The organism is Parvibaculum sp., assembly GCF_039680535.1.
Taxonomy (GTDB): domain Bacteria; phylum Pseudomonadota; class Alphaproteobacteria; order Parvibaculales; family Parvibaculaceae; genus Parvibaculum.
In genome coordinates, this window is record NZ_JBDKSS010000010.1 from 38,508 (window position 1) to 60,308 (window position 21,801).

The window sequence follows — 21,801 nt, forward strand, 5'->3', positions numbered from 1 at the left end:
CCGGCGGAGAGGCAGACGAACGAGACGGGATGGGCAGGGCAGGCGCGGCAGGATTATCCGAGGCATGGCATGCAACGCGGACACATAGCCTGACGCGTCACCAATGCGGCTCTCCGCCCCGCTGACACACCCCGGCCACCGGCAGATGACGCGCTTGACGGCAGGTTTCCTGGCTCGCGGGTCATCGGCCTGGTTCCGCCTTCCCAGCCTCATGCCCAAGGGGGGGCAGGAAGACCAGTGGCTTAGTGGAGCCGGGCCTCGCCGCTTACAGTTGCGGGGGCAGCCGGGGAATTGGCGCTGAAGGCGCCGCACCCCGTTCCCTCTTGCCTCCTTCGGCCGCGCAAGTCGCGCGCCTCGGGAACCATCGAGCGGGGGCACTATAGAAACGGAGAGGGGCGTGTCAAATCCGGGGCGCCGGACTGGAAGGGATTGCGGTGGTGCCGATGCCGGGGACACTGTTATTATGGGTGAGTAAGGGAAATGCCATGGCTCAGCGCTGCGCTCTTGTTCGGTTGGCGGACGGGTTGGTCGAGAATGTGATCGTCGCCGACCCGGAAACGGATCGAGTCGCGGAAGGCTATCTGCTGGTTCCAACCGATGCGGCAGCGCCGGGCGATATGTACCGGTTCGGCATGTTCACACGCCCGGGCCTCTCTGAGGATCTTACGGTCAAGGCCAAGGCAGCCCTCGACGCCTCCGACCAGATCGTCCTGCGTTGCTATGAGAATGGCGTCGTGGTGCCGGCGGCCTGGGTGGCATATCGAGTCGCGCTTCGCGCAATCATAAGCGGCAAGAAATCCGGCCCGTTCCCCGCGCGCCCGCCTTATCCAATCGGCACATAGCGGTATAGCGGTCTGTCAGGGGCGAAAAGGCGTTGCTCGAAACATCAGGCGACACGAGGATCGCGCGAGCGCTTTAGCCTGGGTTCGCCTGTAACATGGGATGATTGCTTGTGCCGGGTTCATGCGCGAGGCAATCCCGAACTTTGCCCGATCTGGTACCGGGCTCCCTGAAAGACAGGGAAAGACTGGTCGGAGTGAGAGGATTCGAACCTCCGACCCCCTCGTCCCGAACGAGGTGCGCTACCAGACTGCGCCACACTCCGTATCCAATCTGAGGCGGCGTTATAGCGTCCCGGATATGGGTCCGCAAGCCTCTCCGCACTCCGAAATTGAGAGAATCCGGCAAATCCACGCCGGTTGCGCCCACAACTCGTTGCGGCTATCTTCCGCCCCGTTTCGCAGGGAGGCTACGCACCTCACGGCTCCTGCTGGGGCGTCGCCAAGTGGTAAGGCAACGGATTTTGATTCCGTCATACGGAGGTTCGAATCCTCCCGCCCCAGCCAAACCTCACCTAATTCTCCTGTTGCCGTCACCGGGCAGCCAAATCGGCTGCCCGGCAACTCTGACCTCGATCTATCCGCAGCGGGGCTCGGTCGCCGCCTCCCGATAGACATCCGCCGTGCCGGAACTTACTTGGGCGTTACGCCGGTCACGACGGCGCGGTCCTTCTCGTTCTGGATGACGTCGATCGTTGCGCCGGTCGGGTCTTCGGCGATGAGCGTCTGCACCACGGCCGGATCATCGGCGAGAGCGACAAAGCGTGCGTCCGCCGCAGTGCGTCCGATCAACAGTCCGCGCGGTTCGGGGCCGCTATAATCGACCGTGTAGGTCTCGATGGTAGCGCGTCCCGTCGGGTGCGGATCGATGCTCGGAGTGGCCCAACCATCGACTTCGGCTTGCAGCGCCTTGCTGTCGAAGCCCTTCCATGCGGCAGGCCTGGTCGAATAGACGCCTACGGAATATTTCGACAGGAATCCGCCGTTTGCAGCGACGAGACCGAACTTGCCGGGCGCCGACCGCAGCCGCTGAACCATGGTCGCGATGGCATGCATCGAATAATTATTTCCGGCGCCACCGAAGAAGGGCAGGCCGCCGGTAACGGTGAGGCCGCGGGGGTCGTCTGCCTTCAGGCCGAAGGCGTCCGTGATGTTGAAAACGGCAATCGGGAAGCAGCTGTAGAGATCGATCACGTCGATATCGGACAGGGCGAGATTTGCGACCTCAAGCGCGCGTTCGATAGTGCGAACGGAAGCCTTGCTCTTCGACAGATCCTGCCGCTCCATGACGATGCGTTCCTTCGTATCCGCGCCGCCATGAAGGTAGACCCATTTCTCTTCCGGAATGCCAAGCGCGCGGGCCTTGCCGACAGAGGTGAAAAGCACAGCGGCGCCCTGATTGGCCTGATCGCGAGCAACCATGCGACGGGGGAAGGGATCAGCCACCAGGCGGTTCTTCGGCGTCACCGTGGCGAGTTCCTCGGCGGTGAAAACCTGTTGAGACATGGCGTGCGGGTTCTGCGCCGCGACCTTGGTAAAGGGTGCAAACAGCCGCCCCATTTCCAGCGCATAAGAGGCGCGGTCGATACCGAGCATCGCGCGGCGCGCATTTTCAAACAATGCGTACATCTGGATCGGAGTGCGCGCGCCATGCTGGATGAGATCGGGCGTCAACAGACCCTCTACGCCATAGCCGCGATCCTCCAGCGTTCCGCTGACGGTTTCCGACCAGTCGCGCGTTTCCTTCTTGCCGAGCACATAGCGCATGGTGGAGATCGCCTCGGAGCCGACGATCAGCGCCATGCCGATCTCGCCCTTCGCAATCTCCTGCGAGAATTCGTTGATCAGATGCTGCGGGCCCTGACCGCCCGAGATTTCCAGCACGGCGCGCGCGGGATTTGCCCCGATGCGCTTGGCGATCGAGCGCGGGAAGTTGTTCGAATGGCCGAACGGCGCGACGGCCGCGCCATGCGAAATTTCGAACTGCCTGATCGAGGCGATGACGTCGATCTCGGGTGCGAGCTTCGCGACCGACAGGGCGTCTTCAAGAGCCACCTGGGCGGCGGCGGCTGCCAGCTCGACCGGTGAACGCTCGGCATAGTCCGGAGCTTCGATCCGTTCGGAAACCTCACCGACGCCGACGAGGATGGGGGTGTTGTCGCTGATGCTCATGGAACTGATTCCAACTGGGAGAAAGGGGCTTACGCAGCGTCATGGAGGCTTTTTGCAGCCATGGCGCACATGGATAAATCTTATATCGCGACCAACTGAAAACACAGTCTGCGCTGCCGGTTGAAGGGCGATGATGGAGAGGCTTGCGTCTCGATCTTCTCCTTCCTGGCTCATTGGCGTTTTGCGTTGGTATTACCTCGCTGCCTTCCCTATCCTTCGTCAAAACAATTGGTTTAGGGACGGAGAAAATGGGGCAGGCGAGCTTGGTCATCCGCAACGGGCGGATCGTCGATGGAACTGGCGCAGAGGGATATCAGGGCGACCTCGCAATTGAAGACGGCAAGATCGTTGCGGTCGGCCGGTACGAGGGTAAGGGTGCCAGCGAGATCGATGCCAAGGGCATGGTCGTGGCCCCGGGCTTCATCGATATACATACGCATTACGATCCCCAGATATGCTGGGACCGATTGGCGACGCCGAGTCTCGAACATGGAGTAACGACCGTCGTGATGGGCAATTGCTCGTTGAGCCTCGCGCCGGTGCGACCCAACGAGAAGGTCAAGCTGATCAGGATGTTCGAGAAGATCGAGGACATCAAAGAGGCGACCTTCGACCTCGCTGTTCCCTTCACGTGGGAGAGCTTCGGCGATTATCTCGATCACATCCGTCCCGGCCTGGGCATCAATGTCGGAGCTCTCGTCGGTCATTCGGCAATCCGCTATTACGTGATGGGCCCTGACAGTCAGGAACGCGTCGCGACGGACGCCGAGATCGAGCGGATGAGCGAGCTGATGGAAGAGGCCATGGCGGCCGGCGCCATCGGGCTTTCGACGTCATATGTGGACATCGATGAAGATGGCCGACCGGTGCCAAGCCGGCTGGCGGACATGCGCGAGAAGATCGCGCTTTGCAAGGCGATGGCCAAGAGCGGTCGAGGCGTGCTTCAGACCGTTCCCTACTTCATCGATATCGAGAAACAGCTTGAGAATATCGAGGAGCTTGGCGATCTCAGCCTTGCCAGCGGCGTTGTCTGTTCCGTGGCGCCGATCACCTACAATCCCGTGTCGCCGGACAATTGGAAGCGATCGATCGCCAAGCTGGAAGAGCAGCAAAAGCGCGGCGCAAAGGTGTACGGCCAGTCGATGCCCCGCAGCTTCGACATCAACATCATTCTCTCTGAAACTTCATTCATGCTCTACTCGGTACGCAAGTGGGACATGATCATGAAAAAGCCGCTGCCCGAGCGACTTGCGGGCTTTGCGGACCCGGACGCGCGGCCCATGCTGGTGGAGGCTGCCGAGAAACGCATCATGCCGCTCTTGCGGAACATGACCGTGGGGCGAGTCTATTCGTCTGCCAACGAAAAATATCTTGGGCGCAAGCTGACGGAGATTTCGGCGGAGGTCGGGAAGTCCGTCGCCGACGTCATGCTCGATATCGCGGTGGCCGACGGACTGCGCACTGAGTTCCAGATTCGTGGAGCGATCCATGCCGATCCGGAAATCGTGTCGTTCATTCTCGATCATCCGCTGGTGCAGATCGGCGGGTCGGATGCTGGCGCTCACGTCACGCAATTCTGCGGCGCGGGCGACACGAGCGACATGCTGGAACGCTATGTTCGCGGTTACGGCAAGATGACGGTGGAGCGCGCCGTTCATCGCATGACGGGTGAATTGGCAAGCTCGTGGGGTTTGCGCGATCGAGGCACTCTCGAACCCGGTCAGGCTGCCGACGTGGTGATCTTCGATCCCGCGACGATTTCCCGTGGCGAGGAAATTTTCGTCGGCGATTTTCCGGGCGGAGCGAACCGTTATATCCGGCACGCCACCGGCATCGACAAGGTGATCGTCAATGGCGAGGTCGTGCTCGACAAGGGTCGATACACCGACGCGCGTGCGGGGACGATCGTCTAGGGATCGTCTTCCGATCCCGGCGCTATCTGGTGCGAGGCGCGAGGCCTTTCACCAGCAGGGCGATATATTCGTCGGCGATTTTCTGGCCGACCATATCCGCGTCCCGCTGGTGCCAATGGCCGATGGAATTCAGCGCGCCCGCCAGTGCAAACGCCGTGATCTTCGGGTCCGAAGATGCGATCGATCCATCCTCAATGCCGTTTGAAACCAGTTCGCGGATCTTGCGGTCGATTTCAGTCTTGATGCGCCTTACCTTCTTGCGGCTTGCATCCGAGAGTTCGGCATCGCTGATGCGCACGGCGCAGCGGCCGAAATCCGTTTCGTTGACCTTGGCATAGCGCTTGAGATAGGCGACCAGCCGTTCCATGCCCGTGCGTTCGCCCGGCGCCGGATCGGCGTCACCGACGGCTTCGAGCATGTCGAGGCCGTGCTGGATGCAGGCAAACAGCATCGCCTCCTTGTTCTTGAAATAATAATAGAGCGTCGGCTTCGTCACATTGAGGATCTGGGCAACCTCGTCCAGCGAGGTGCGGTGATAGCCGCGCTCGGAAAAGACGCGCGCCGCAGCCGTTAATACGGCTTCCCGTTTCAGGTCACGCTCGCTTCTGCGCTCGGGCGCCTTCTTCCAGGGTGACGCGATCGCCGGGCCTGGCATGGGTCTCTCTCCGATTCTCTCGATCCTGCGAGCATAGAGTCCGCTCCCGATTTGACAAGATACCTAAGAGAAACTATTTTACTTGTCGGTAACATAAAAAGCCCGGCACAGACCGGGCCATGGGGGGCTTCCTTGTATCTGACGCAAGCCATTCATCGCGCCGCCGCGACGACGCCGAACGCCGTTGCGACCATCTGCGGAAACCGCACAAGGCGCTGGGCGGAGGTGAAGGACCGCGTTGCGCGTCTGGCCGGCGCCCTGAAAGGGCTAGGCGTCGAGACGGGCGATCGCGTCGCCATGCTGTCGATGAACTCGGACCGCTACTTCGAGGTCTACTTCGCGGTGCCCTGGGCGGACGCCGTCGTGGTTCCGATGAATGTTCGCTGGTCGGTCGCCGAGCACGTCTATTCGATCAAGGATTCGGGCGCGACGATTCTCATCGTCGACGACGCCTTTCTCGCCGCGGGTCTGGCCGTGAGAGACGAATGCGAAGGCATTCGCCATGTGATCTATGCGGGCGATGGGCAAACGCCCGCCGGGCTTCTCGACTATGAGGCGCTTGTCGCGGCCGTTGCTGCCGTTCCGGACGCGGGCCGCGCCGGTAGCGATCTTGCCGGCATCTTCTATACGGGCGGGACGACGGGCTTTCCCAAGGGTGTGATGCTGTCGCATCAGAGCCTTTGGACGAGTTCGCTCTGTATCGGCGCCGGCATCCGCCTCACTTCGTCGGTACGATATCTCCATGCCGCACCGATGTTCCATCTGGCCGACGGCGGCATGACATATGCGGCGACGATGTTCGGTGGCTCGCACGTCTTCATGCCATCATTCGATGCTGCCGCCTTCCTCAGCCTCGTGGAAGGCGAGCGGGTGACCCATGCCTTGCTCGTGCCGACGATGATCCGGCTGCTGCTCGACTGCCCGGATCTTGCGCACCGCGACATCTCTTCTTTCGAGCGTCTCATTTACGGCGCTTCACCGATGGCGGAGGCGCTACTCCGCGCTGCGATGGAGCGGCTTCCGAATACCGGCTTTGTGCAGGCCTACGGACAGACGGAGCTCTCGCCGCTTGCGACGATCCTCGGGCCCGAATGGCATGTCCTCGAAGGTCCGAAAGCCGGCAAGCTGCGCTCGGCGGGGCGGCCCGGTCTCTGCGTCGAGATCAAGATCGTCGATGCCGCTGGCAGAGAAGTTCCGCGCGGATCGGTCGGCGAAGTCTGCGCCCGAGGTCCGAATACCATGCTCGGCTATTGGAACAAGCCTGAGCAGACGGCGACGACGCTGGTCGATGGATGGGTTCACACAGGCGACGGCGGGTACGCCGACGAGGATGGCTTCGTCTATATCGTCGATCGCATCAAGGACATGATCGTGTCGGGTGGCGAGAACGTGTTCTCGGCGGAAGTGGAGAATGCGCTGATGCAGCATCCCGCCGTCAGCGAATGCGCCGTGATCGGCGTTCCCGACGAGAAGTGGGGCGAGCGTGTGCATGCGATCATCGTGCCGAAGGACGGGCAGGCCGTCACGTCGGACGAAATCATCGCCCACTGCAAGGTCTTGATCGCCGGATACAAATGTCCGCGCAGCGTGGACCTGCGCATCGAGGCGCTGCCGAAATCCGGTGCTGGAAAAATCCTCAAGGTCGATCTGCGGCAGCCTTATTGGGCCGACAAGAGCCGAAACGTCAACTAGCGAAGGGACCAGGTTATGAGCAATCGCGTCGTTGTGGCGGGAGTGGGAATGCTTCCGTTCGTCAAGCCGGGAGCAAGCGCCACCTATGACGAGATGGGCGCCGAGGCTGTCCGTCTCGCGCTGGCGGATGCCGGCCTCTCCTATGAGACGGTCAAGCAGGCCTATGTCGGTTGGGTCTATGGCGATTCAACCTCGGGTCAGGCCGCTCTCTACAAGGTTGGCCTCACCGGCATTCCGGTCGTCAACGTCAACAACAATTGTTCGACGGGTTCTTCCGCGCTCTTCCTCGCGCGTCAGGCTGTCGAGAGCGGCGTCGTCGATTGCGCGCTCGCATTCGGTTTTGAGCAGATGGCGCCAGGCGCGCTCGCGACGGTTTTCAACGACCGCCCCGGTCCGCTGGACGAATTCCTCAAGATTGCCGATGAATCCTTTCAGGGAGCCGAGACGGTGCCGATGGCGCTGCGGCTCTTTGGCGGCGCGGGTTACGAATACCAGCAGAAATACGGCGCGAAGAACGAGACTTTCGCCAAGGTGCGCGAGAAGGCGAGCCTGCATGCGATCCATAACGAGCGGGCGATTTTCAGAACGCATGTGACTGTCGACGATGTGTTGCAGTCGCCCAAGATGTTCCTCAACCTGACAAGGCTTCAATGCTGCCCGCCGAGCTGCGGCGCGGCGGCGGCGATCCTCTGTACGGAGGAATTTGCGCGCAAGCACAACATCGACGCACGGATCAGGATCGCTGGCCAGGCGATGACGACGGATTATCCGTCGACCTTCTCCGAGCGCAGCCTCATCAAGGTCGTCGGCGCCGACATGACCAAGGAGGCCGCGCGCCGCGTCTACGAGCAGGCGGGCATCGGGCCGGATGCTGTCGATGTCGTCGAACTCCACGACTGCTTCACCACGAATGAGGTCATCACCTATGAGGGCCTTGGGCTTTGCCCGGAAGGCGGCGCCGAGAAATTCATCTGGGACGGCGACAATACCTATGGCGGCAAGGTGGTGACGAACCCCTCCGGCGGCCTTCTGTCGAAGGGCCATCCTCTGGGCGCAACCGGCCTTGGTCAATGCGCGGAACTGACGTGGCAGCTTCGCGGAGCGGCGGGGAAACGGCAGGTCGAGGGCGCGCGGGTGGCGCTTCAGCACAATCTCGGATTGGGCGGCGCTTGCGTCGTCACCATGTACGAGCGCGCGGAGTGAAGACGATGATCGACAAGAAATTCATCGGCCACGAATTCGCGCCGGTTACGGCTGAGGTGGAGAAGGGGCGGCTGCGCTTTTTCGCCAAGGCGACGGGAAATAACGATCCGATCTATTCGGATGAAGAGGCGGCCCGAAAGGCCGGTTACCCCTCGCTGCCGATACCGCCCACATTTCTCTTCTGCCTTGAAATGGATCGGGACAATCCGTTCGACTTTCTCGACCTTCTCAAGGTCGATCTCGGGAAAATCCTCCACGGCGAGCAGATGTTCACCTATCACGCGCCGGTCTGCGCGGGCGATCGCATCACCTTCACGTCGCGGATTGCCGATATCTACGACAAGAAGGGTGGCGCGCTCGAGTTCATTGTAATGGACACGCAGGCCCGCAATCAGGATGGGGTTCATGTCGCAGACATGCGCCGCTCGATCGTCGTGCGTCACGGCTAGGAGATGGAAATGACCGATATTCGAAACGCCGAAAAAGGGTCCATCGTCGGATCGCTGACCGTCGCCCCCATCACCCGGCACACGCTCGCGCTCTATTGCGGCGCGTCGGGAGATCTCAACCCGATCCATGTCGATATCGATTTTGCCAAGGCGTCCGGTATGACCGATGTCTTCGCTCACGGCATGTTGTCGATGGCATATCTCGGTCGCCTGCTCACGGATCTGGCGCCGCAAACGACGCTGCGCAGCTTCACGACACGCTTCACCTCGATCACACAGCTCGGTGCCGAGATCACCTGCACAGCGAAGCTCGCCGAACGGTTCAGCGAGGACGGCGAAGACCGCGCCAGACTGGAACTTACGGCGGTCGATCAGAACAATGACGTGAAGCTGCTCGGCGAAGCCGTCGTCGCACTCCCAAATTGAGGACAGAACAATGAAGAAACTCGAAGGCAAGGTTGCGCTTGTTTCCGGCTCGGGCCGTGGCATCGGACGAGCGCTCGCGCTGAAGCTCGCGAGCGAAGGCGCACGCGTCGTTATCAACGACATGGACCCGGAGCCCGCGCAGGAGACGGTCGAGGAAATCCGTCGCGGGGGCGGCGAAGCGACTGCCTGCGTCGGCAGCGTTACTGAAGCGGATTTCGGCGATCGCTTCGTCAAGACGGCCATCGATACCTATAACGGCCTCGACATCATCGTGAACAATGCGGGCTACACCTGGGACAGCGTCATCCAGAAGATGAGCGACGAGCAGTTTCAGGCGATGCTCGAAGTCCATCTCGCCGCGCCGTTCCGCATCCTTCGTGCCGCAGCCGAGCCCATCCGCATCATGGCGAAGAACGAAGCGCAGCAGGGCAAGGAAGTCTTCCGCAAGGTGGTGAACATCTCTTCCGTCGCGGGGCTTGGCGGCAATGCCGGTCAGGTGAGCTATTCCTCGGCCAAGGCGGGCCTCGTCGGCATGACGAAGACGCTTTCGAAGGAGTGGGGACGCTACAAGGTGAACGTCAATTGCGTCGCCTTCGGCTTCATCAAGACGCGCCTCACGCAACCGCTGACCGAAGCGGGCGCCAGCATCGATGTCGAGGGCCGCAAGATCGCCGTCGGCGTGCAGCCTGCCTTCATCGACGCCATGGAAAAGCAGATGATTCCGATCGGCCGCGCCGGAACCCCGGAGGAAGCGGCGGATGGCGTCTATCTCTTCTGCACGCCCGAGTCGAACTACATCAGCGGTCAGGTCATCGTCGTCGGTGGCGGCGTGTCGCTCTAGGGAGGAATGGGCATGACCGCGATCAATCGGCCTGCGTCTCGTTGGTTGACGGAAGACCTCAACATCTTTCGCTCTTCGGTTCGGAAGATCATCGAGCGCGAGTTCGCGCCGCATTACGATCGCTGGATCGAACAGGGCATTGTTGACAGAGAGGCTTGGCGCGTCGCCGGCGATGCGGGGCTTCTTTGTGTGTCGATGCCCGAGGAATATGGCGGCGGCGGTGGAACTTTCGCCCATGAGGCTGTGATTGCCGAGGAACTGGAATATTCGGGTATTGGCATTGCTTTCAGCGTTAGCCTGCATAACGCGATTGTCGCGCCCTATTACCTGGCCTATGGCACCGAGGACCAGCGCCGCCGCTGGCTGCCGAAGCTCGCGAGTGGCGAATATGTCGGCGCAATCGCGATGACGGAGCCGGGCACGGGCTCCGACCTCCAGAACGTGCGTACCACGGCGCGTAAGACGGAGGGCGGCTATAGGGTAAGCGGCCAGAAGGTCTTCATCACAAACGGTCAATTGGCCGACCTTGTCTTGACCGTGTGCAAGACGGACCCTGCGCAGGGCGCGAAGGGCATTTCGCTGCTCGCCGTCGAGACGGACCGGCAGGGGTTTCGCCGCGGTCGCAATCTCGAAAAGATCGGGCTTCATGCATCGGACACATCGGAACTTTTCTACGATGACGTCGATGTGCCAGCCGACAATCTGCTGGGTGGCATCGAAGGGCGCGGCTTCTATCAGCTCATGGAGAAACTCGTCCAGGAGCGGCTCTTGCTGGCGGTGAGCGCCGCCGCAGCGATGGAAAGGGCGATTGCCCTCACGACCGATTATGTGAAGGAGCGCAAGGCCTTCGGTCGCGCCATTCTGGACTTCCAGAATACGCAGTTCCGTCTGGCCGAATGCAAGACAGAGGCGACGATCGCCCGCGTCTTCGTCGACAACTGCGTCGAACGTCATATCGCGGGCGAGCTCGACCCGGCCACCGCGTCGATGGCCAAGTGGTGGTGTTCGCAAAAACAGGGCGAGATCGTCGACACATGCCTCCAGTTCTTCGGAGGGTATGGCTATATGTCGGAATATCCGATTGCACGCATGTATACGGATGCCCGGATACAGCGGATCTATGGCGGGACAAATGAAATCATGAAGCTGCTCATCTCGCGTTCGTTCTAGTTCTGGCGGCTCCTTTTCTTGTTCCTTCCGCATTCCTAGCCGCCGCTTTAGCGCGCTTGAGGTTGAGAGAAGTGTTTGCATGACCTACTCGAATATTCTCGTCGAGCGAGACGACGGCGTCGGCCGGATCGTTCTCAATCGGCCCGAGATTCTGAACCCGCTCTGCACCGAGACCTTCGTTCAATACCGCGAGGCGCTTCAGGCATTTCGCGACAGCGGCGATGTCCGGGTTGTGGTCCTGACCGGCGCCGGGCGCGCCTTTTGTGCAGGCGCCGATATGAAATGGCTGGATGGCGCTCTTCACAGGGACACGCTCGACCGGGAGGCGCGCCGTCGTGACATGGATGACGTCCTGCTCGAGGGCCACGCGCTCATCAGGGAATTGCGCGCCTTTCCCGGGCCGGTCGTCTCGGTGGTGAACGGCCCTGCCGTGGGCGGAGGGGTTGGCCTCGCCTTGGCGGCAGACATGGTGGTGGCGGCGAAATCTGCTTATTTCGGCTTTCCTTTCGTGCCGAATCTCGGCCTCGTCCCCGACCTCGGCGGATTTGCCTTCATGCAGAAGCGGATAGGATTGGCGCGCGCAATGGGGTGCGCCTTGCTCGGCGAGCGCCTGGATGCGGAGACGGCCGCGAATTGGGGGCTGATCTGGCAGTGCGTGGACGACCATCGCCTCGCAGATGTTGCCACGACGCTTGTGAGGCGGCTCACCCTGCTGCCCGTTTCGGCGGTCGTGGCGCTCAAGCAGATGTCCGCACATGCGCAGGAAGATACGTTACCCGCCTTTCTCGACCGCGAGCGCGCGCTGCAGGCTCAGCTTTTCTCCGGCGATCATGCGTTCGAGAAAGTATCGGCCGTGATCGAAAAGCTGCGACCAGACCCTCGTCAATCAGAGTAGGCAGGTTTTTCAATAACCTCGCTCGATGTCGACCGTCTGCGGGAGTTCGCCAGTGGTGCGGTAGGCCCGGATGTTGGCGGCGACAATTGCAGCGGCCGTATGCTGGTCTGTCGGAGCCGAAATATGCGGTAGCACCGTCACCTTCGGATGGTGCCAGAAGGGTGATGCGGCGGGCAACGGCTCTTCGTGAAAGACATCAAGAACGGCATGTGAAAGATGCCCGGCGTCGAGCGACGCGATGAGGTCGGCGTCAACGACGATAGCGCCGCGCGCAAAGTTGATGAGTGCCGCTCCTTCCATCATCGCTGCGAAACGCCTGCTGTCGAGAAGGCCGCGTGTTTCGTCGGTCAGCGGCATGAGGCAAACGACGAGGTCGCTTCCCCCGAGTACGGCGTTGAGCCCATCATCGCCGGTAAAACTTTCGACGCCGCTTGTTTCCTTCGGCGACCGGCTCCATCCCTTGACGACGAAGCCTGCCTGCTTGAGACGGTGTGCCGAGGCCATGCCCAATGCGCCGAGACCGAGTATACCGACCGTGTAGCGGGAAGGGTGGCGATAAGGCTGTTGTTCCCAGACGCGATCCTGCTGCTGCCGCCGATAGATCGGCATGTCGCGATGCAGGTAGAGGGTCCAGGCGAGTACCGCCTCAGCCATGACGCGTGAGAGTTCAGGGTCCACCAATCGCACGATTGGCGGTGCGCCCGCACCCAGTTCCGCGACCAGCCGTTCGACGCCCGCCCAGAGGCTCTGTATCCATGCAAGGCCGGGAAGTTCGGCGACCTGAGCAGGGTTGGGGTCGGCAACAATGGCGATCTCCGCGGATTTGCGCTGGCCCCCGTTCATGTCACGGAAGCATAGAATGTTTTCGTCGGGCAACTGATCGGCGAGAAGCGCTCGCCATTCCTGTTCGGAGGCCTCGTCGATGCGCGTGACGAGGGCAATGGGCTTGCGCATGCGGTAGATATCTTTCTGTGTTCGGTGTGCGGGACGCTCTTGAACGCCTCTACATCGAGCGGATTAGCGACGTGGTCGCGGAAGAACATTGTGTCTCGTTCACCCGGTTCTCGCGCGAAACGCAGGGCCGGTGCAATGGCAAATGGGATGCCGCAGGATTCCACCTATCCGGTGGTGATCGCATTTTCAGCAAGTAATTTTCTGAGTTCGGTTCGCTTTATCTTCTGCGTTCCAGCGATGGTTCGAGGAAATTTCGACAAGACTTCGAATCGGACGCCTTCAAACTGCGGAAAATGTTGAACCACGGTGTCCAGCTTCGCTTGAGGCGGCATTCGATCTGCTTCGATTGCCACGAAAAGCTCGTCCTTGCCGGAAGCGCTCAAGCCCGAGAACAGACATACGGCGTCGACGTCCAGCAACTTCTGAACTTTTTCCTCGAGTGGCGCCGAGGCGACCTTGAAGCCCTGAATGTTCAGCACGTCGGCGATGCGGCCGAGAATGCGAATGCGGCCATCCTCTCGCCGGATGGCAATGTCACCGGGATAGAAATAGCCGCCCCGGAAAAAGCGTGAAGTCGCGTCTTCATCGTCCAGATAGGATTTCATATCCGACTCAAGCACCTTGACGCGCAATTCTCCTTCGGCACCGGGCTCGCATTGATGCCCATCGTCATCGACGATTTCGACGGTTCTGTCTTTGGCGACGGTCAGCCAGAGAAGGTCGTCGGACGACTTGAAATGTGATTGGGCGATGGATTGGCATTCTGTTGAACCATAATGAATCGAAATGCGGGGATAGGACTCGCGCGCCAGCTTTTGGGCCATGGCGAAACTCAGGAAGCCTCCAGAGCATATCAACTCGCAGTCTTTTTGCGGGCGCTTCGGCAGCATGTCGTCCGCGATCAGCTGTTTCAGGATGCCTGGAGTGAGGGATATCTTGCTGATCCTCTGCTTGAATGAGGCTCGTAAGGCATCCACCTGCTGCGCGATGATTGCCGTTCCGCCGGCGTGCCAAACGCAAATGGAGCGATCGAGGCCAATTGCGGTCCAGAGGGGAAACCAAAGGGAGTGATGCACGGTATCGGCATCATTTTTTCGAAATCTGTTAAGCCGCTCAATTCTGCTGTCTTCATTTGCGCCGTCCCAAAGGACCTTCTTATAGGTGCCTGTGGTGCCCGACGTGTAAATGACGTGCCCCCCATAAGGTGACGCCAGCGGAAGTGGACGAGGGAGGTCCGCATCATGCATGCCCGCATATATAGATGAGGGCACGACGATCATCTTTGCGCCGCTTGGCGCGTTGCGATTGAAATTGTGCGCGGCTTCCTCCACTTGGACCGTCACGATGCAGGCGACGTCCTTGAAGTGCAGATCATTTAATTGAGCTATTGAATGGACCGATATGGTTGTGAGGCCGAGTGCGCGAAGCGCGAGAACATTGACCCACGCATCGGCCAGGCCAGACGCCAGCACGACGGCATTGCGCCCGGCAGGCAACTCCTGCTGTGCGAGGAAGCGGCGAGTGGCTTCGATGGTTCGGGCAAAATCCGCGTAGTTGATCGAGAGGCCATTGTAAACGAGCGCGACCTTGTCTGGTTGCTTATGCGCCAACTCGTAAATACGATTTGTAATCATGATGCGTGCTCCAATATTGAGCTCATGACCAAGAATATGCGTTCAGTCTATCCCGAAGCGAGCTCAGGCAAAGATGCATAGTCGTCACAAGGGCGATTTGGCGCTTATTGAGCGGTCAGTGATAAAATGTCATTGTGCCAGATGATCTCGACTTCTGTTCAACCGGACGGCGGGAGTTCATACGTCGCCCATTCGCTATGCATGTTTCTTCAGACGAAGCCTTGTTTTTATGCATGAAGCGGTGCTGTGCGCTGGATGCTGCGAAACAAGCGAACGGCTTGCTAGGCTCTGCCGCCTTTGTTGGGTTGGTGTCGTTGCACAGGCCCGTATCTTGCTAGATTGAATGCAGGACGGCGCGCGTAGGCACGCCGCCTTCAAGTCCTCCTCCTTCAGTTTGTCAAAAGCGTAAAATCCAATGCCAGCAACACGTATGAGCTACCGCGGAATGGCGGTCGCGCCTCACCATCTTGCGGCGAGTGCTGCGCGCGACGTCCTCGCCGAGGGCGGCAATGCAGCGGAAGCGATGATCGCCGCTGCTGCCGCCATCGCCGCGGTCTACCCGCATATGAATCATCTGGGCGGCGATGGATTCTGGATTCTGTCGCGTCCGGGGGAGACGCCGGTTGGTATCGAGGCATGCGGTCCTGCGGCGGTAGCAGCAACGCTCGACTTCTATCGGGAGCGCGGCGTTACGCAGACGATACCGCCACGCGGCGGCCTGGCGGCACTCACCGTGCCCGGCGCCGTTTCCGGGTGGGATCAGGCGCATCGGATGGCGACGGAATGGGGCGGCAAGCTGCCGCTCTCGCGGCTGCTTGAACCAGCGGCATTTTTCGCGCGGGACGGCGTTGCCGTGAGCGAAAGTCAGGAACGGCTGACGCGGGAAAAGTTCGACGAGCTGAAAGACGTACCGGGATTTGTCGGCGCATTTCTCGTCGACGGGCAGGTGCCGCAGCGTGGCGTGCGGCTTCGGCAGTCCGCGATGGCCGATACGCTGGAAAGGCTTGGCCGCGTGGGGCTTCGCGATTTCTATGAAGGCGAAATTGGCACCGTTCTGGCGGACGATCTGAAGAAGGCTGGATCGCCGCTATCGACGAGCGATCTCGCAGGCTTCAACGCGCGGATTGTTGCGCCCCTTTCGACCAGGCTCTCATGCGGCACGATCTACAATATGCCGCCACCCACGCAGGGCATTGCGTCGCTCGCCATTCTCGGTGTTTTCGATCGGCTCGGCGTCAGGCAAGGCGAGGGCTTCGATCATATTCACGGCCTTATCGAGTCGACGAAGCAGGCCTTCCGCATGCGCGATGCGAATGTCTGCGATCCGGCCTATATGGCTTGCGAACCTGCGTCGCTCATCACCGATGCGGAACTTGAGCGCATGGCGAGCGAGGTGGATATGGTCCGCGCGGCGCCTTGGCCACATGTCGCCAGGCAGGGCGACACGATCTGGATGGGCGTGATCGACGCGGAGGGCCGCTCGGCGAGCTACATTCAGTCGATCTATTGGGAATTCGGCGCGGGCGTCGTATCGCCCTCGACGGGTGTGTTGTTTCAGAACCGCGGCATCAGCTTTGCGCTCGATGAGAAGCATATCAACGCGTTGAAGCCCGGCAAGAAGCCCTTCCACACGCTCAACCCTGCCATGGCGCGCCTCGATGATGGGCGGCTCATGGTCTATGGCACGATGGGCGGCGAAGGCCAGCCGCAGACGCAGGCGGCGGTCTTCTCGCGCCATGTGCTTTTCGGCCGCGATCTCGGCGATGCGGTGGCCGCGCCGCGCTGGCTGCTCGGTCGCACATGGGGCGCGCAGTCGATCACACTCAAGATCGAAAGCGATCTCGATGCGGGCGTCGTCGCGCAGTTGAAAGCGGCTGGGCACGATGTCGAACTCGTGGCGCCCAGGAACGACATGATGGGCCATGCGGGCGCGATTACGCTGTCGCCCGACGGGCGCTTCGAAGGGGCGTCGGACCCGCGCTCCGACGGCGACGCCATCGGCTTCTGATTTTCAGCCTTGATAGGGATGGGTGGTGAGCCAGTGCCGCGCAATGTCGATGCGCTTCGCCACCCAGACCTTGTCATGCGACATGACGTAATCGAGGAAACGGGCGAGAGCCGCAGCGCGCGCGGGCTTTCCGACAACGCGGCAGTGAAGGCCGACCGACATCATCTTCGGTGCCATTGCACCTTCCGCATAGAGCATGTCGAAATTGTCCTTCAGATAGGTGAAGAACTGATCGCCCGAGTTGAAGCCCTGCGGCGCGACAAAGCGCATGTCGTTGGTGTCGAGCGTGTAAGGCACGATCAATTGCGGCCTGCCATGTGTCGTATCGTAATAGGGCAGGTCATCCGCATAGGAATCGGCATCATAGACGAAGCCGCCTTCCTCGACGACGAGACGCGCGGTGTTCGGGCTCGTGCGCCCCTGATACCAGCCGAGCGGGCGTGAGCCTGTGACCTTGGTGTGAAGTTCGACCGCGCGGGCGATATGGTCGCGCTCGATCTCTTCGGGAATGTGCTGGTAGTTGATCCAGCGAAGCCCGTGGCTCGCGATTTCCCAGCCAGCGTTCAGCATGGCCTCGACCGCAGCGGGGTTGCGCTCCATCGCCATCGCGACGCCATAGACGGTGAGCGGAAGGCCGCGTTCGGTGAAAAGCCGGTGAAGCCGCCAGAACCCTGCGCGGGAACCGTATTCGTAAAGGCTCTCCATCGACATGTGACGCATGGCGGGAATGGGCGGCGTACCGACCATTTCCGATAGAAACGCCTCCGACGCATCGTCGCCGTGGAGGATGCAATTTTCCGCACCCTCCTCGTAGTTGATGACGAATTGCACGGCGATGCGCGCGCCGCCGGGCCATTGCGCCTGGGGTGGGGTCTGGCCATAGCCGATGAGATCGCGGGGATAGGTCATGGTACGACTTTTCAGGCGGGAATTTCGGATGCGGAGTAGATGGCGAGAGCTGCGTCGGCGGCAGCGCCCGAGGGGAGCTTGAAGCCCTGTCCACGCAGCACGCATTCGAGCGCATTCAGCGTGATGAGGACATTGTGCTTGCGGCAGTTGTAGCCCATGGCGCCGATGCGCCAGATCCTGCCCTGCAAGGGACCGAAGGAGCTGCCGATTTCGATTTCAAAATCCTGACGCATGCGTGTGCGCACACGCTCGCCGTCGATGCCGGCCGGAATCTCGATGCCGGTGACGTTGCTCATCTTGTTGGAGAGATTGCCAAAGAGCGTAAGGCCCATCGCTTCGAGACCTGCAACCATGGCGCAGCTTGCAAGCGCATGGCGGGCATAGCGCGCTTCGAGCCCTTCCTGCAGAACGATGCGTGCGCATTCGCGTGCGCCGTAAAGCATTGTCGTCGCCTCGGTGTGGTGGTTGAGGCGCTTTTCGGACCAGTAGTCCATGATCATGGCGAGGTCGAAATAGTTGGAGGCAATGCGCGACGCACTGCCTGCCGCAAGCCCTGCGGGCGCGATACCCTTTTCGACATGGCGGCGCGAGAAGATGCGCTCCGCCGCGCGATCCGAAATGGTGATGGGTGCGCTACCCGACGGGCCGCCGAGGCACTTCTGCAGGCCGGCTGTCACGATATCGATGCCGAGCTCGTCCACCGGCAGCGACATGCCGCCAAGTGTGGCCGTCGCATCGACGTAAAGGAGCGCTCCGTGGCGACGGCAGATATCGCCAATGCCTTCGAGCGGCTGGGCCATGGTGGTGGAGGTGTCGCCATGGACGCAGGCGACGAGGCGCGGCTTGACGCGGGCGACTGCCTCCTCGATCGCGGTCACTTCAACGACGGTGCCCCATTCGGCATCGACCGTCGTGACTTCCGCGCCGCAGCGCTGCGCGATTTCCGTGAGGAGAAGGCCGAAGCGGCCGAAATTCGGGATGACGACACGATCGCCAGGTTCGAGCACCGAGATCAGCGCCGCTTCAATGCCTGCCCGCGACGTGCCATCGATGAGGAAGGTCCAGCGATTTTCGGTTTCGAAGACGCGGCGGTAAAGCGCCATCGTCTCGTTCATATAGGCCGTGAATTCCGGATCGAACTGACCGAGAAGCTGCGCCGACATGGCCCGCAGCACACGCGGATGCGCGTTGACGGGGCCGGGGCCCATAAGCAGGCGCTGCGGCGGATCTATTTCGTCGAAAATTTCGTTGGTCATTTTTTGTAGCTCGCTTCAAGGCGATCGATAAATCTCAGCATGGCTTCGGCGGCGAGGTCGGCATCGGCGGGATCGACCGATTCCGCCGGATTGTGGCTGATGCCGCCTGCACACCGAATGAAAAGCATGGCCATTGGTGTGATGGCCGCAAGGGCACCCGCGTCATGGCCTGCGCCACTGGTTAGCCGCAGGGGGCGGAGGCCCATATCGGAGAGAACGGACTCGAGAATGGCGGTGAGAGCCGGGTCGCTCGGGTGCGGCTGCAAATCCAGCGTCTGACGGAGCGCGAAGCCTATGCCGCGCCGGGCGGCGATGGCCGCGATGCGCGTCTCCATCTCTTTCGCGGCGCCGTCGCGTATCGCGCGGTCAATCGCACGCACATCGAGCGTGATCTCGACCGCACCGGCGATGACATTCGGCGCGCCGGGCTTTGCCTCGATGAAGCCAACGGTGCCGACGACGCCTTTCGTCGCCCATGCTTCCGCGATCTGCTCGACGGCAAGGATCGCTTCCGCGGCGGCGGCAAGCGCATCATGCCTGAGTCCCATGGGGTTCGTTCCGGCATGGCCGGCCCTGCCGGTGAAAGAGGCGTGGAGTCGCAATTGCGCCGAGATGCCGCTGACGACACCAAGAGCCTGATCTTCGGCTTCGAGGACGGGGCCTTGCTCGATATGCGCTTCGAGATAGGCGACGAGTTCTTCGGGCTTGCGAGCGGCGAGCGGAATTTTCGCAGCGTCGAGGCCGAACGCTTCCATGGCATCGGCGAGGCTTATGCCGTCACTATCCTTCAGCCCGGCAAACTGCGCGCCGTAGTTTATCTGGCCGGAGGCGGCGCGGCTGCAGATCATGCCGGTGGAGAAGCGCGATCCCTCCTCGTCTCCGAAGGCGACGACTTCGACGGCGAATGGCAGGCGGCGGCCTTCCGCGGCGAGGGCTTCGACGCAGGAGAGGCCAAGCATCACGCCAAGCGTGCCGTCATAGCAGCCTGCATCGCGCACCGTGTCGACATGCGAGCCGATCATCAGTGCGGGCGCGCCTTCCTCGATACCCTCATATCGGCCCACGAGATTGCCGACTGGATCGAGGTGAACCTTCATGCCGGCGGCGTTCATCCATTGGGTGAGGCTTTCCAGCGCGGCGGCATGCGCAGGCGTCAGGAAGCGCCGCGTCAAGCAGCGCGTGTCCTCGCTATAGGGCGGCACCCCGAAGGCGGCGCTGCGTGCCACCGCGCGGGCGCCCAATCCATCATTCGTCAACTCGATCACACTCAATCTTGCGCCAGGGCGCCTGATGCTACCTGAATTTCAGCTTGCGGGCTTCGCCTCTGGAAGAAAGCTCACATGGGCGGATATCACCCGCCAGCCTTCGGGAAAGCGAACCCATGTCTGGCTCTGACGTCCGCATTTCTCATCGGAGAGCCTTTGATATTCGCAATTTGCGGTCGCGAAATTACGGCCATAAGTCGAAATCTCGACGCGTAGAGGTTTTCGCGCGATCTTCGCGGCGTTGCGTCCGGAACGGAACGCGGCGATCTCGTCAAAGCCGTAGAGATTCTCGCCGGCGCCATAGCGAATGGTACGTGCGTTCTGCCAGAAGAGCTCGTCGAGCACATCGACGTCGTTCTCCATCAGCGCCTTTTCATAGCGATCGAAGACGGCGCGCACCTCGGCGACGACTTCCTCATCGTCGATCGCTTCGTCGAAGCATTCTTCGGCATCGAACGAAAGGGAAATGGAAGGGCTCATCACATAGTCTCTTTCTCGCCGCCGCCATTCACGATGTCGAATCCATAGCCGGCGGAGAGGCGCTCCATGATGTGCTTGAGGCCGGTCGTGGGAGCGTAGCGGGCAGGCCGCTCCGCGGTAACGCAGGTCGATAGCGCCTCGACATAAGCGTCGGCATTGGGATCGAAGAAGAAGGGCAGCGAGTAGCGATCCTTCTCGCTGGTATTGATGACGCGGTGAAGCGTCGAGATATAGAGGTCGTTGGTCCAGCGCTGGAACATGTCGCCGATGTTCATGACGAAGCAATCGGTGCGCGCGGGAATTTCGATCCATTCGCCGGCGACATTGCGCGCCTGGAGGCCGCCGACTCCATCCTGCGCCAGAAATGTGAAGCAACCAAAATCCGTATGCGCGCCGCAGCCGAGCTGTTCCTCGGTGATGATGCCCTTCTGCGGCGGATAATGCAGGAAGCGCATGGTGGCGAGCGGCCGGTCGACCATCCTGTCGAAGTGGTCTTCGGGTATGTCGAGCGAGATCGCAAAGATGCGGATCATGCGCCGGGATAGGTCGTTCATCGCGTCGAAATAGGCGAGCATCGCCTCGCGAAAGCCGGGGAAGTTCTCCGGCCAGGCGTTGGTGCCGCAAAGAGGCGTGTTCCGGTCGGGATCATCCAGCGCGAGTTCGCGGCCGATATTGTAGCCTTCCTTCAGATCGCCGGCGGCCTGCGAGGCGGGATCGAGATTTTCCTCGCCGATGGTGAAGTAGCCGCGATTATGCCCATGCACGGCCATGGAAACGGCCTTCTTCTGCTCCGGCGTTGTTTCGTTGAGGAAACGCTTTGCCCAGGCGAAGGTGTTTTCGACAAGCGATGCGGAAACGCCGTGATTCTTCACATACATGAAGCCGGCATTGATGCACGCGTCGCGCAGGTTCTTCGCGACTTCGAGCTTGCCTGCGCGCGTGCCGCCTTCAGCGGGCCCAAAATCGATGATGGGCGCCTGAGTGAAAGGAATGCGCTTGCCGACGAGCGAGGAGTCGAGAATTGCCGCTGGTGTCATCAT

18 protein-coding genes, 2 tRNA genes, 1 pseudogene and 1 riboswitch are annotated in these 21,801 nt (G+C 61.2%); of the genes and pseudogenes, 11 read left to right on the forward strand and 10 right to left on the reverse strand.

Translation table 11 applies throughout. The features are described 5' to 3' along the window. Nucleotides 1–141: 141 nt before the first annotated feature. A riboswitch (cobalamin riboswitch) is annotated at nucleotides 142–381 on the reverse strand. A gap of 104 nt (nucleotides 382–485) precedes the next feature. Beyond that, a complete protein-coding gene (locus ABFC66_RS05655; RefSeq protein WP_346740002.1) occupies nucleotides 486–842 on the forward strand; it encodes a hypothetical protein in 357 nt (118 codons plus the stop codon). 186 nt (nucleotides 843–1,028) lie between these two features. On the opposite strand, the gene ABFC66_RS05660 is transcribed toward ABFC66_RS05655, so the two are convergent. After that, nucleotides 1,029–1,105: transfer RNA gene (locus tag ABFC66_RS05660), tRNA-Pro, on the reverse strand. Between the two features lie 166 nt (nucleotides 1,106–1,271). Here ABFC66_RS05660 and ABFC66_RS05665 point away from each other — a divergent pair. Beyond that, a tRNA-Gln gene (locus tag ABFC66_RS05665) sits at nucleotides 1,272–1,346 on the forward strand. Nucleotides 1,347–1,472: 126 nt separating this feature from the next. Here ABFC66_RS05665 and ABFC66_RS05670 read toward each other — a convergent pair. Next, nucleotides 1,473–3,011: an acetyl-CoA acetyltransferase gene (locus tag ABFC66_RS05670; RefSeq protein WP_346740003.1), complete on the reverse strand. Its 1,539-nt coding sequence runs from the start codon at nucleotides 3,009–3,011 to the stop codon at nucleotides 1,473–1,475. Between the two features lie 248 nt (nucleotides 3,012–3,259). On the opposite strand from ABFC66_RS05670, the gene ABFC66_RS05675 reads away from it, so the two are divergent. Further along, complete coding sequence (locus tag ABFC66_RS05675; protein WP_346740004.1) at nucleotides 3,260–4,924, forward strand: amidohydrolase family protein; 1,665 nt, start codon at nucleotides 3,260–3,262, stop codon at nucleotides 4,922–4,924. 22 nt (nucleotides 4,925–4,946) lie between these two features. On the opposite strand, the gene ABFC66_RS05680 is transcribed toward ABFC66_RS05675, so the two are convergent. Beyond that, nucleotides 4,947–5,579 (reverse strand): TetR/AcrR family transcriptional regulator, encoded by a 633-nt coding sequence (locus tag ABFC66_RS05680; RefSeq protein ID WP_346740005.1) that lies wholly within the window; start codon nucleotides 5,577–5,579, stop codon nucleotides 4,947–4,949. Between the two features lie 132 nt (nucleotides 5,580–5,711). Here ABFC66_RS05680 and ABFC66_RS05685 point away from each other — a divergent pair, with 132 nt between their 5' ends. The 7 genes from ABFC66_RS05685 to ABFC66_RS05715 all read left to right on the forward strand — a co-directional run bounded on the left by ABFC66_RS05685 (nucleotide 5,712) and on the right by ABFC66_RS05715 (nucleotide 12,255). Continuing rightward, nucleotides 5,712–7,271 carry a long-chain-fatty-acid--CoA ligase gene (locus ABFC66_RS05685; protein ID WP_346740006.1) on the forward strand — a complete coding sequence of 520 codons (1,560 nt, stop codon included), beginning with the start codon at nucleotides 5,712–5,714 and terminating at the stop codon, nucleotides 7,269–7,271. 15 nt (nucleotides 7,272–7,286) lie between these two features. After that, entirely contained in the window at nucleotides 7,287–8,474 is a 1,188-nt protein-coding gene (locus ABFC66_RS05690) for a lipid-transfer protein (RefSeq protein ID WP_346740007.1), read from the forward strand. Between the two features lie 5 nt (nucleotides 8,475–8,479). After that, nucleotides 8,480–8,923, forward strand: a complete 444-nt coding sequence (locus ABFC66_RS05695) for a MaoC family dehydratase N-terminal domain-containing protein (protein WP_346740008.1) — start codon at nucleotides 8,480–8,482, stop codon at nucleotides 8,921–8,923. 9 nt (nucleotides 8,924–8,932) lie between these two features. Beyond that, nucleotides 8,933–9,349 (forward strand): MaoC family dehydratase, encoded by a 417-nt coding sequence (locus ABFC66_RS05700; protein WP_346740009.1) that lies wholly within the window; start codon nucleotides 8,933–8,935, stop codon nucleotides 9,347–9,349. 10 nt (nucleotides 9,350–9,359) lie between these two features. Further along, nucleotides 9,360–10,190 (forward strand): SDR family NAD(P)-dependent oxidoreductase, encoded by an 831-nt coding sequence (locus ABFC66_RS05705; protein ID WP_346740010.1) that lies wholly within the window; start codon nucleotides 9,360–9,362, stop codon nucleotides 10,188–10,190. 6 nt (nucleotides 10,191–10,196) lie between these two features. After that, nucleotides 10,197–11,360: an acyl-CoA dehydrogenase family protein gene (locus ABFC66_RS05710; protein ID WP_346740011.1), complete on the forward strand. Its 1,164-nt coding sequence runs from the start codon at nucleotides 10,197–10,199 to the stop codon at nucleotides 11,358–11,360. Nucleotides 11,361–11,439: 79 nt separating this feature from the next. Beyond that, nucleotides 11,440–12,255, forward strand: coding sequence for an enoyl-CoA hydratase-related protein (locus ABFC66_RS05715; protein ID WP_346740012.1), 816 nt, complete (start codon nucleotides 11,440–11,442; stop codon nucleotides 12,253–12,255). 9 nt (nucleotides 12,256–12,264) lie between these two features. On the opposite strand, the gene ABFC66_RS05720 is transcribed toward ABFC66_RS05715, so the two are convergent. Both ABFC66_RS05720 and ABFC66_RS05725 read right to left on the reverse strand, forming a co-directional pair. Next, nucleotides 12,265–13,209: a glyoxylate/hydroxypyruvate reductase A gene (locus ABFC66_RS05720; protein ID WP_346740013.1), complete on the reverse strand. Its 945-nt coding sequence runs from the start codon at nucleotides 13,207–13,209 to the stop codon at nucleotides 12,265–12,267. 164 nt (nucleotides 13,210–13,373) lie between these two features. Then, a complete protein-coding gene (locus tag ABFC66_RS05725; protein WP_346740014.1) occupies nucleotides 13,374–14,843 on the reverse strand; it encodes a class I adenylate-forming enzyme family protein in 1,470 nt (489 codons plus the stop codon). A gap of 415 nt (nucleotides 14,844–15,258) precedes the next feature. Here ABFC66_RS05725 and ABFC66_RS05730 point away from each other — a divergent pair, with 415 nt between their 5' ends. Next, complete coding sequence (locus ABFC66_RS05730; RefSeq protein WP_346740015.1) at nucleotides 15,259–16,851, forward strand: gamma-glutamyltransferase family protein; 1,593 nt, start codon at nucleotides 15,259–15,261, stop codon at nucleotides 16,849–16,851. 15 nt (nucleotides 16,852–16,866) lie between these two features. On the opposite strand, the pseudogene puuE reads toward ABFC66_RS05730, so the two are convergent. The 5 genes and pseudogenes from puuE to ABFC66_RS05755 all read right to left on the reverse strand — a co-directional run. Next, nucleotides 16,867–17,760 (reverse strand): annotated as a pseudogene (gene puuE, locus ABFC66_RS05735) (allantoinase PuuE); the annotation flags it as partial. 11 nt (nucleotides 17,761–17,771) lie between these two features. After that, nucleotides 17,772–19,016, reverse strand: a complete 1,245-nt coding sequence (locus tag ABFC66_RS05740) for an alanine--glyoxylate aminotransferase family protein (RefSeq protein ID WP_346740016.1) — start codon at nucleotides 19,014–19,016, stop codon at nucleotides 17,772–17,774. Then, nucleotides 19,013–20,281, reverse strand: a complete 1,269-nt coding sequence (locus tag ABFC66_RS05745; RefSeq protein ID WP_346740017.1) for an allantoate amidohydrolase — start codon at nucleotides 20,279–20,281, stop codon at nucleotides 19,013–19,015. Before ABFC66_RS05745 ends, ABFC66_RS05740 begins: the two co-directional genes overlap by 4 nt. A 39-nt stretch (nucleotides 20,282–20,320) precedes the next feature. Beyond that, nucleotides 20,321–20,761 carry an oxalurate catabolism protein HpxZ gene (gene hpxZ / locus ABFC66_RS05750; RefSeq protein ID WP_346740018.1) on the reverse strand — a complete coding sequence of 147 codons (441 nt, stop codon included), beginning with the start codon at nucleotides 20,759–20,761 and terminating at the stop codon, nucleotides 20,321–20,323. After that, nucleotides 20,761–21,801, reverse strand: a complete 1,041-nt coding sequence (locus ABFC66_RS05755; RefSeq protein WP_346740019.1) for a 2-oxoglutarate and iron-dependent oxygenase domain-containing protein — start codon at nucleotides 21,799–21,801, stop codon at nucleotides 20,761–20,763. The genes hpxZ and ABFC66_RS05755 overlap by 1 nt, the downstream gene beginning before the upstream one ends.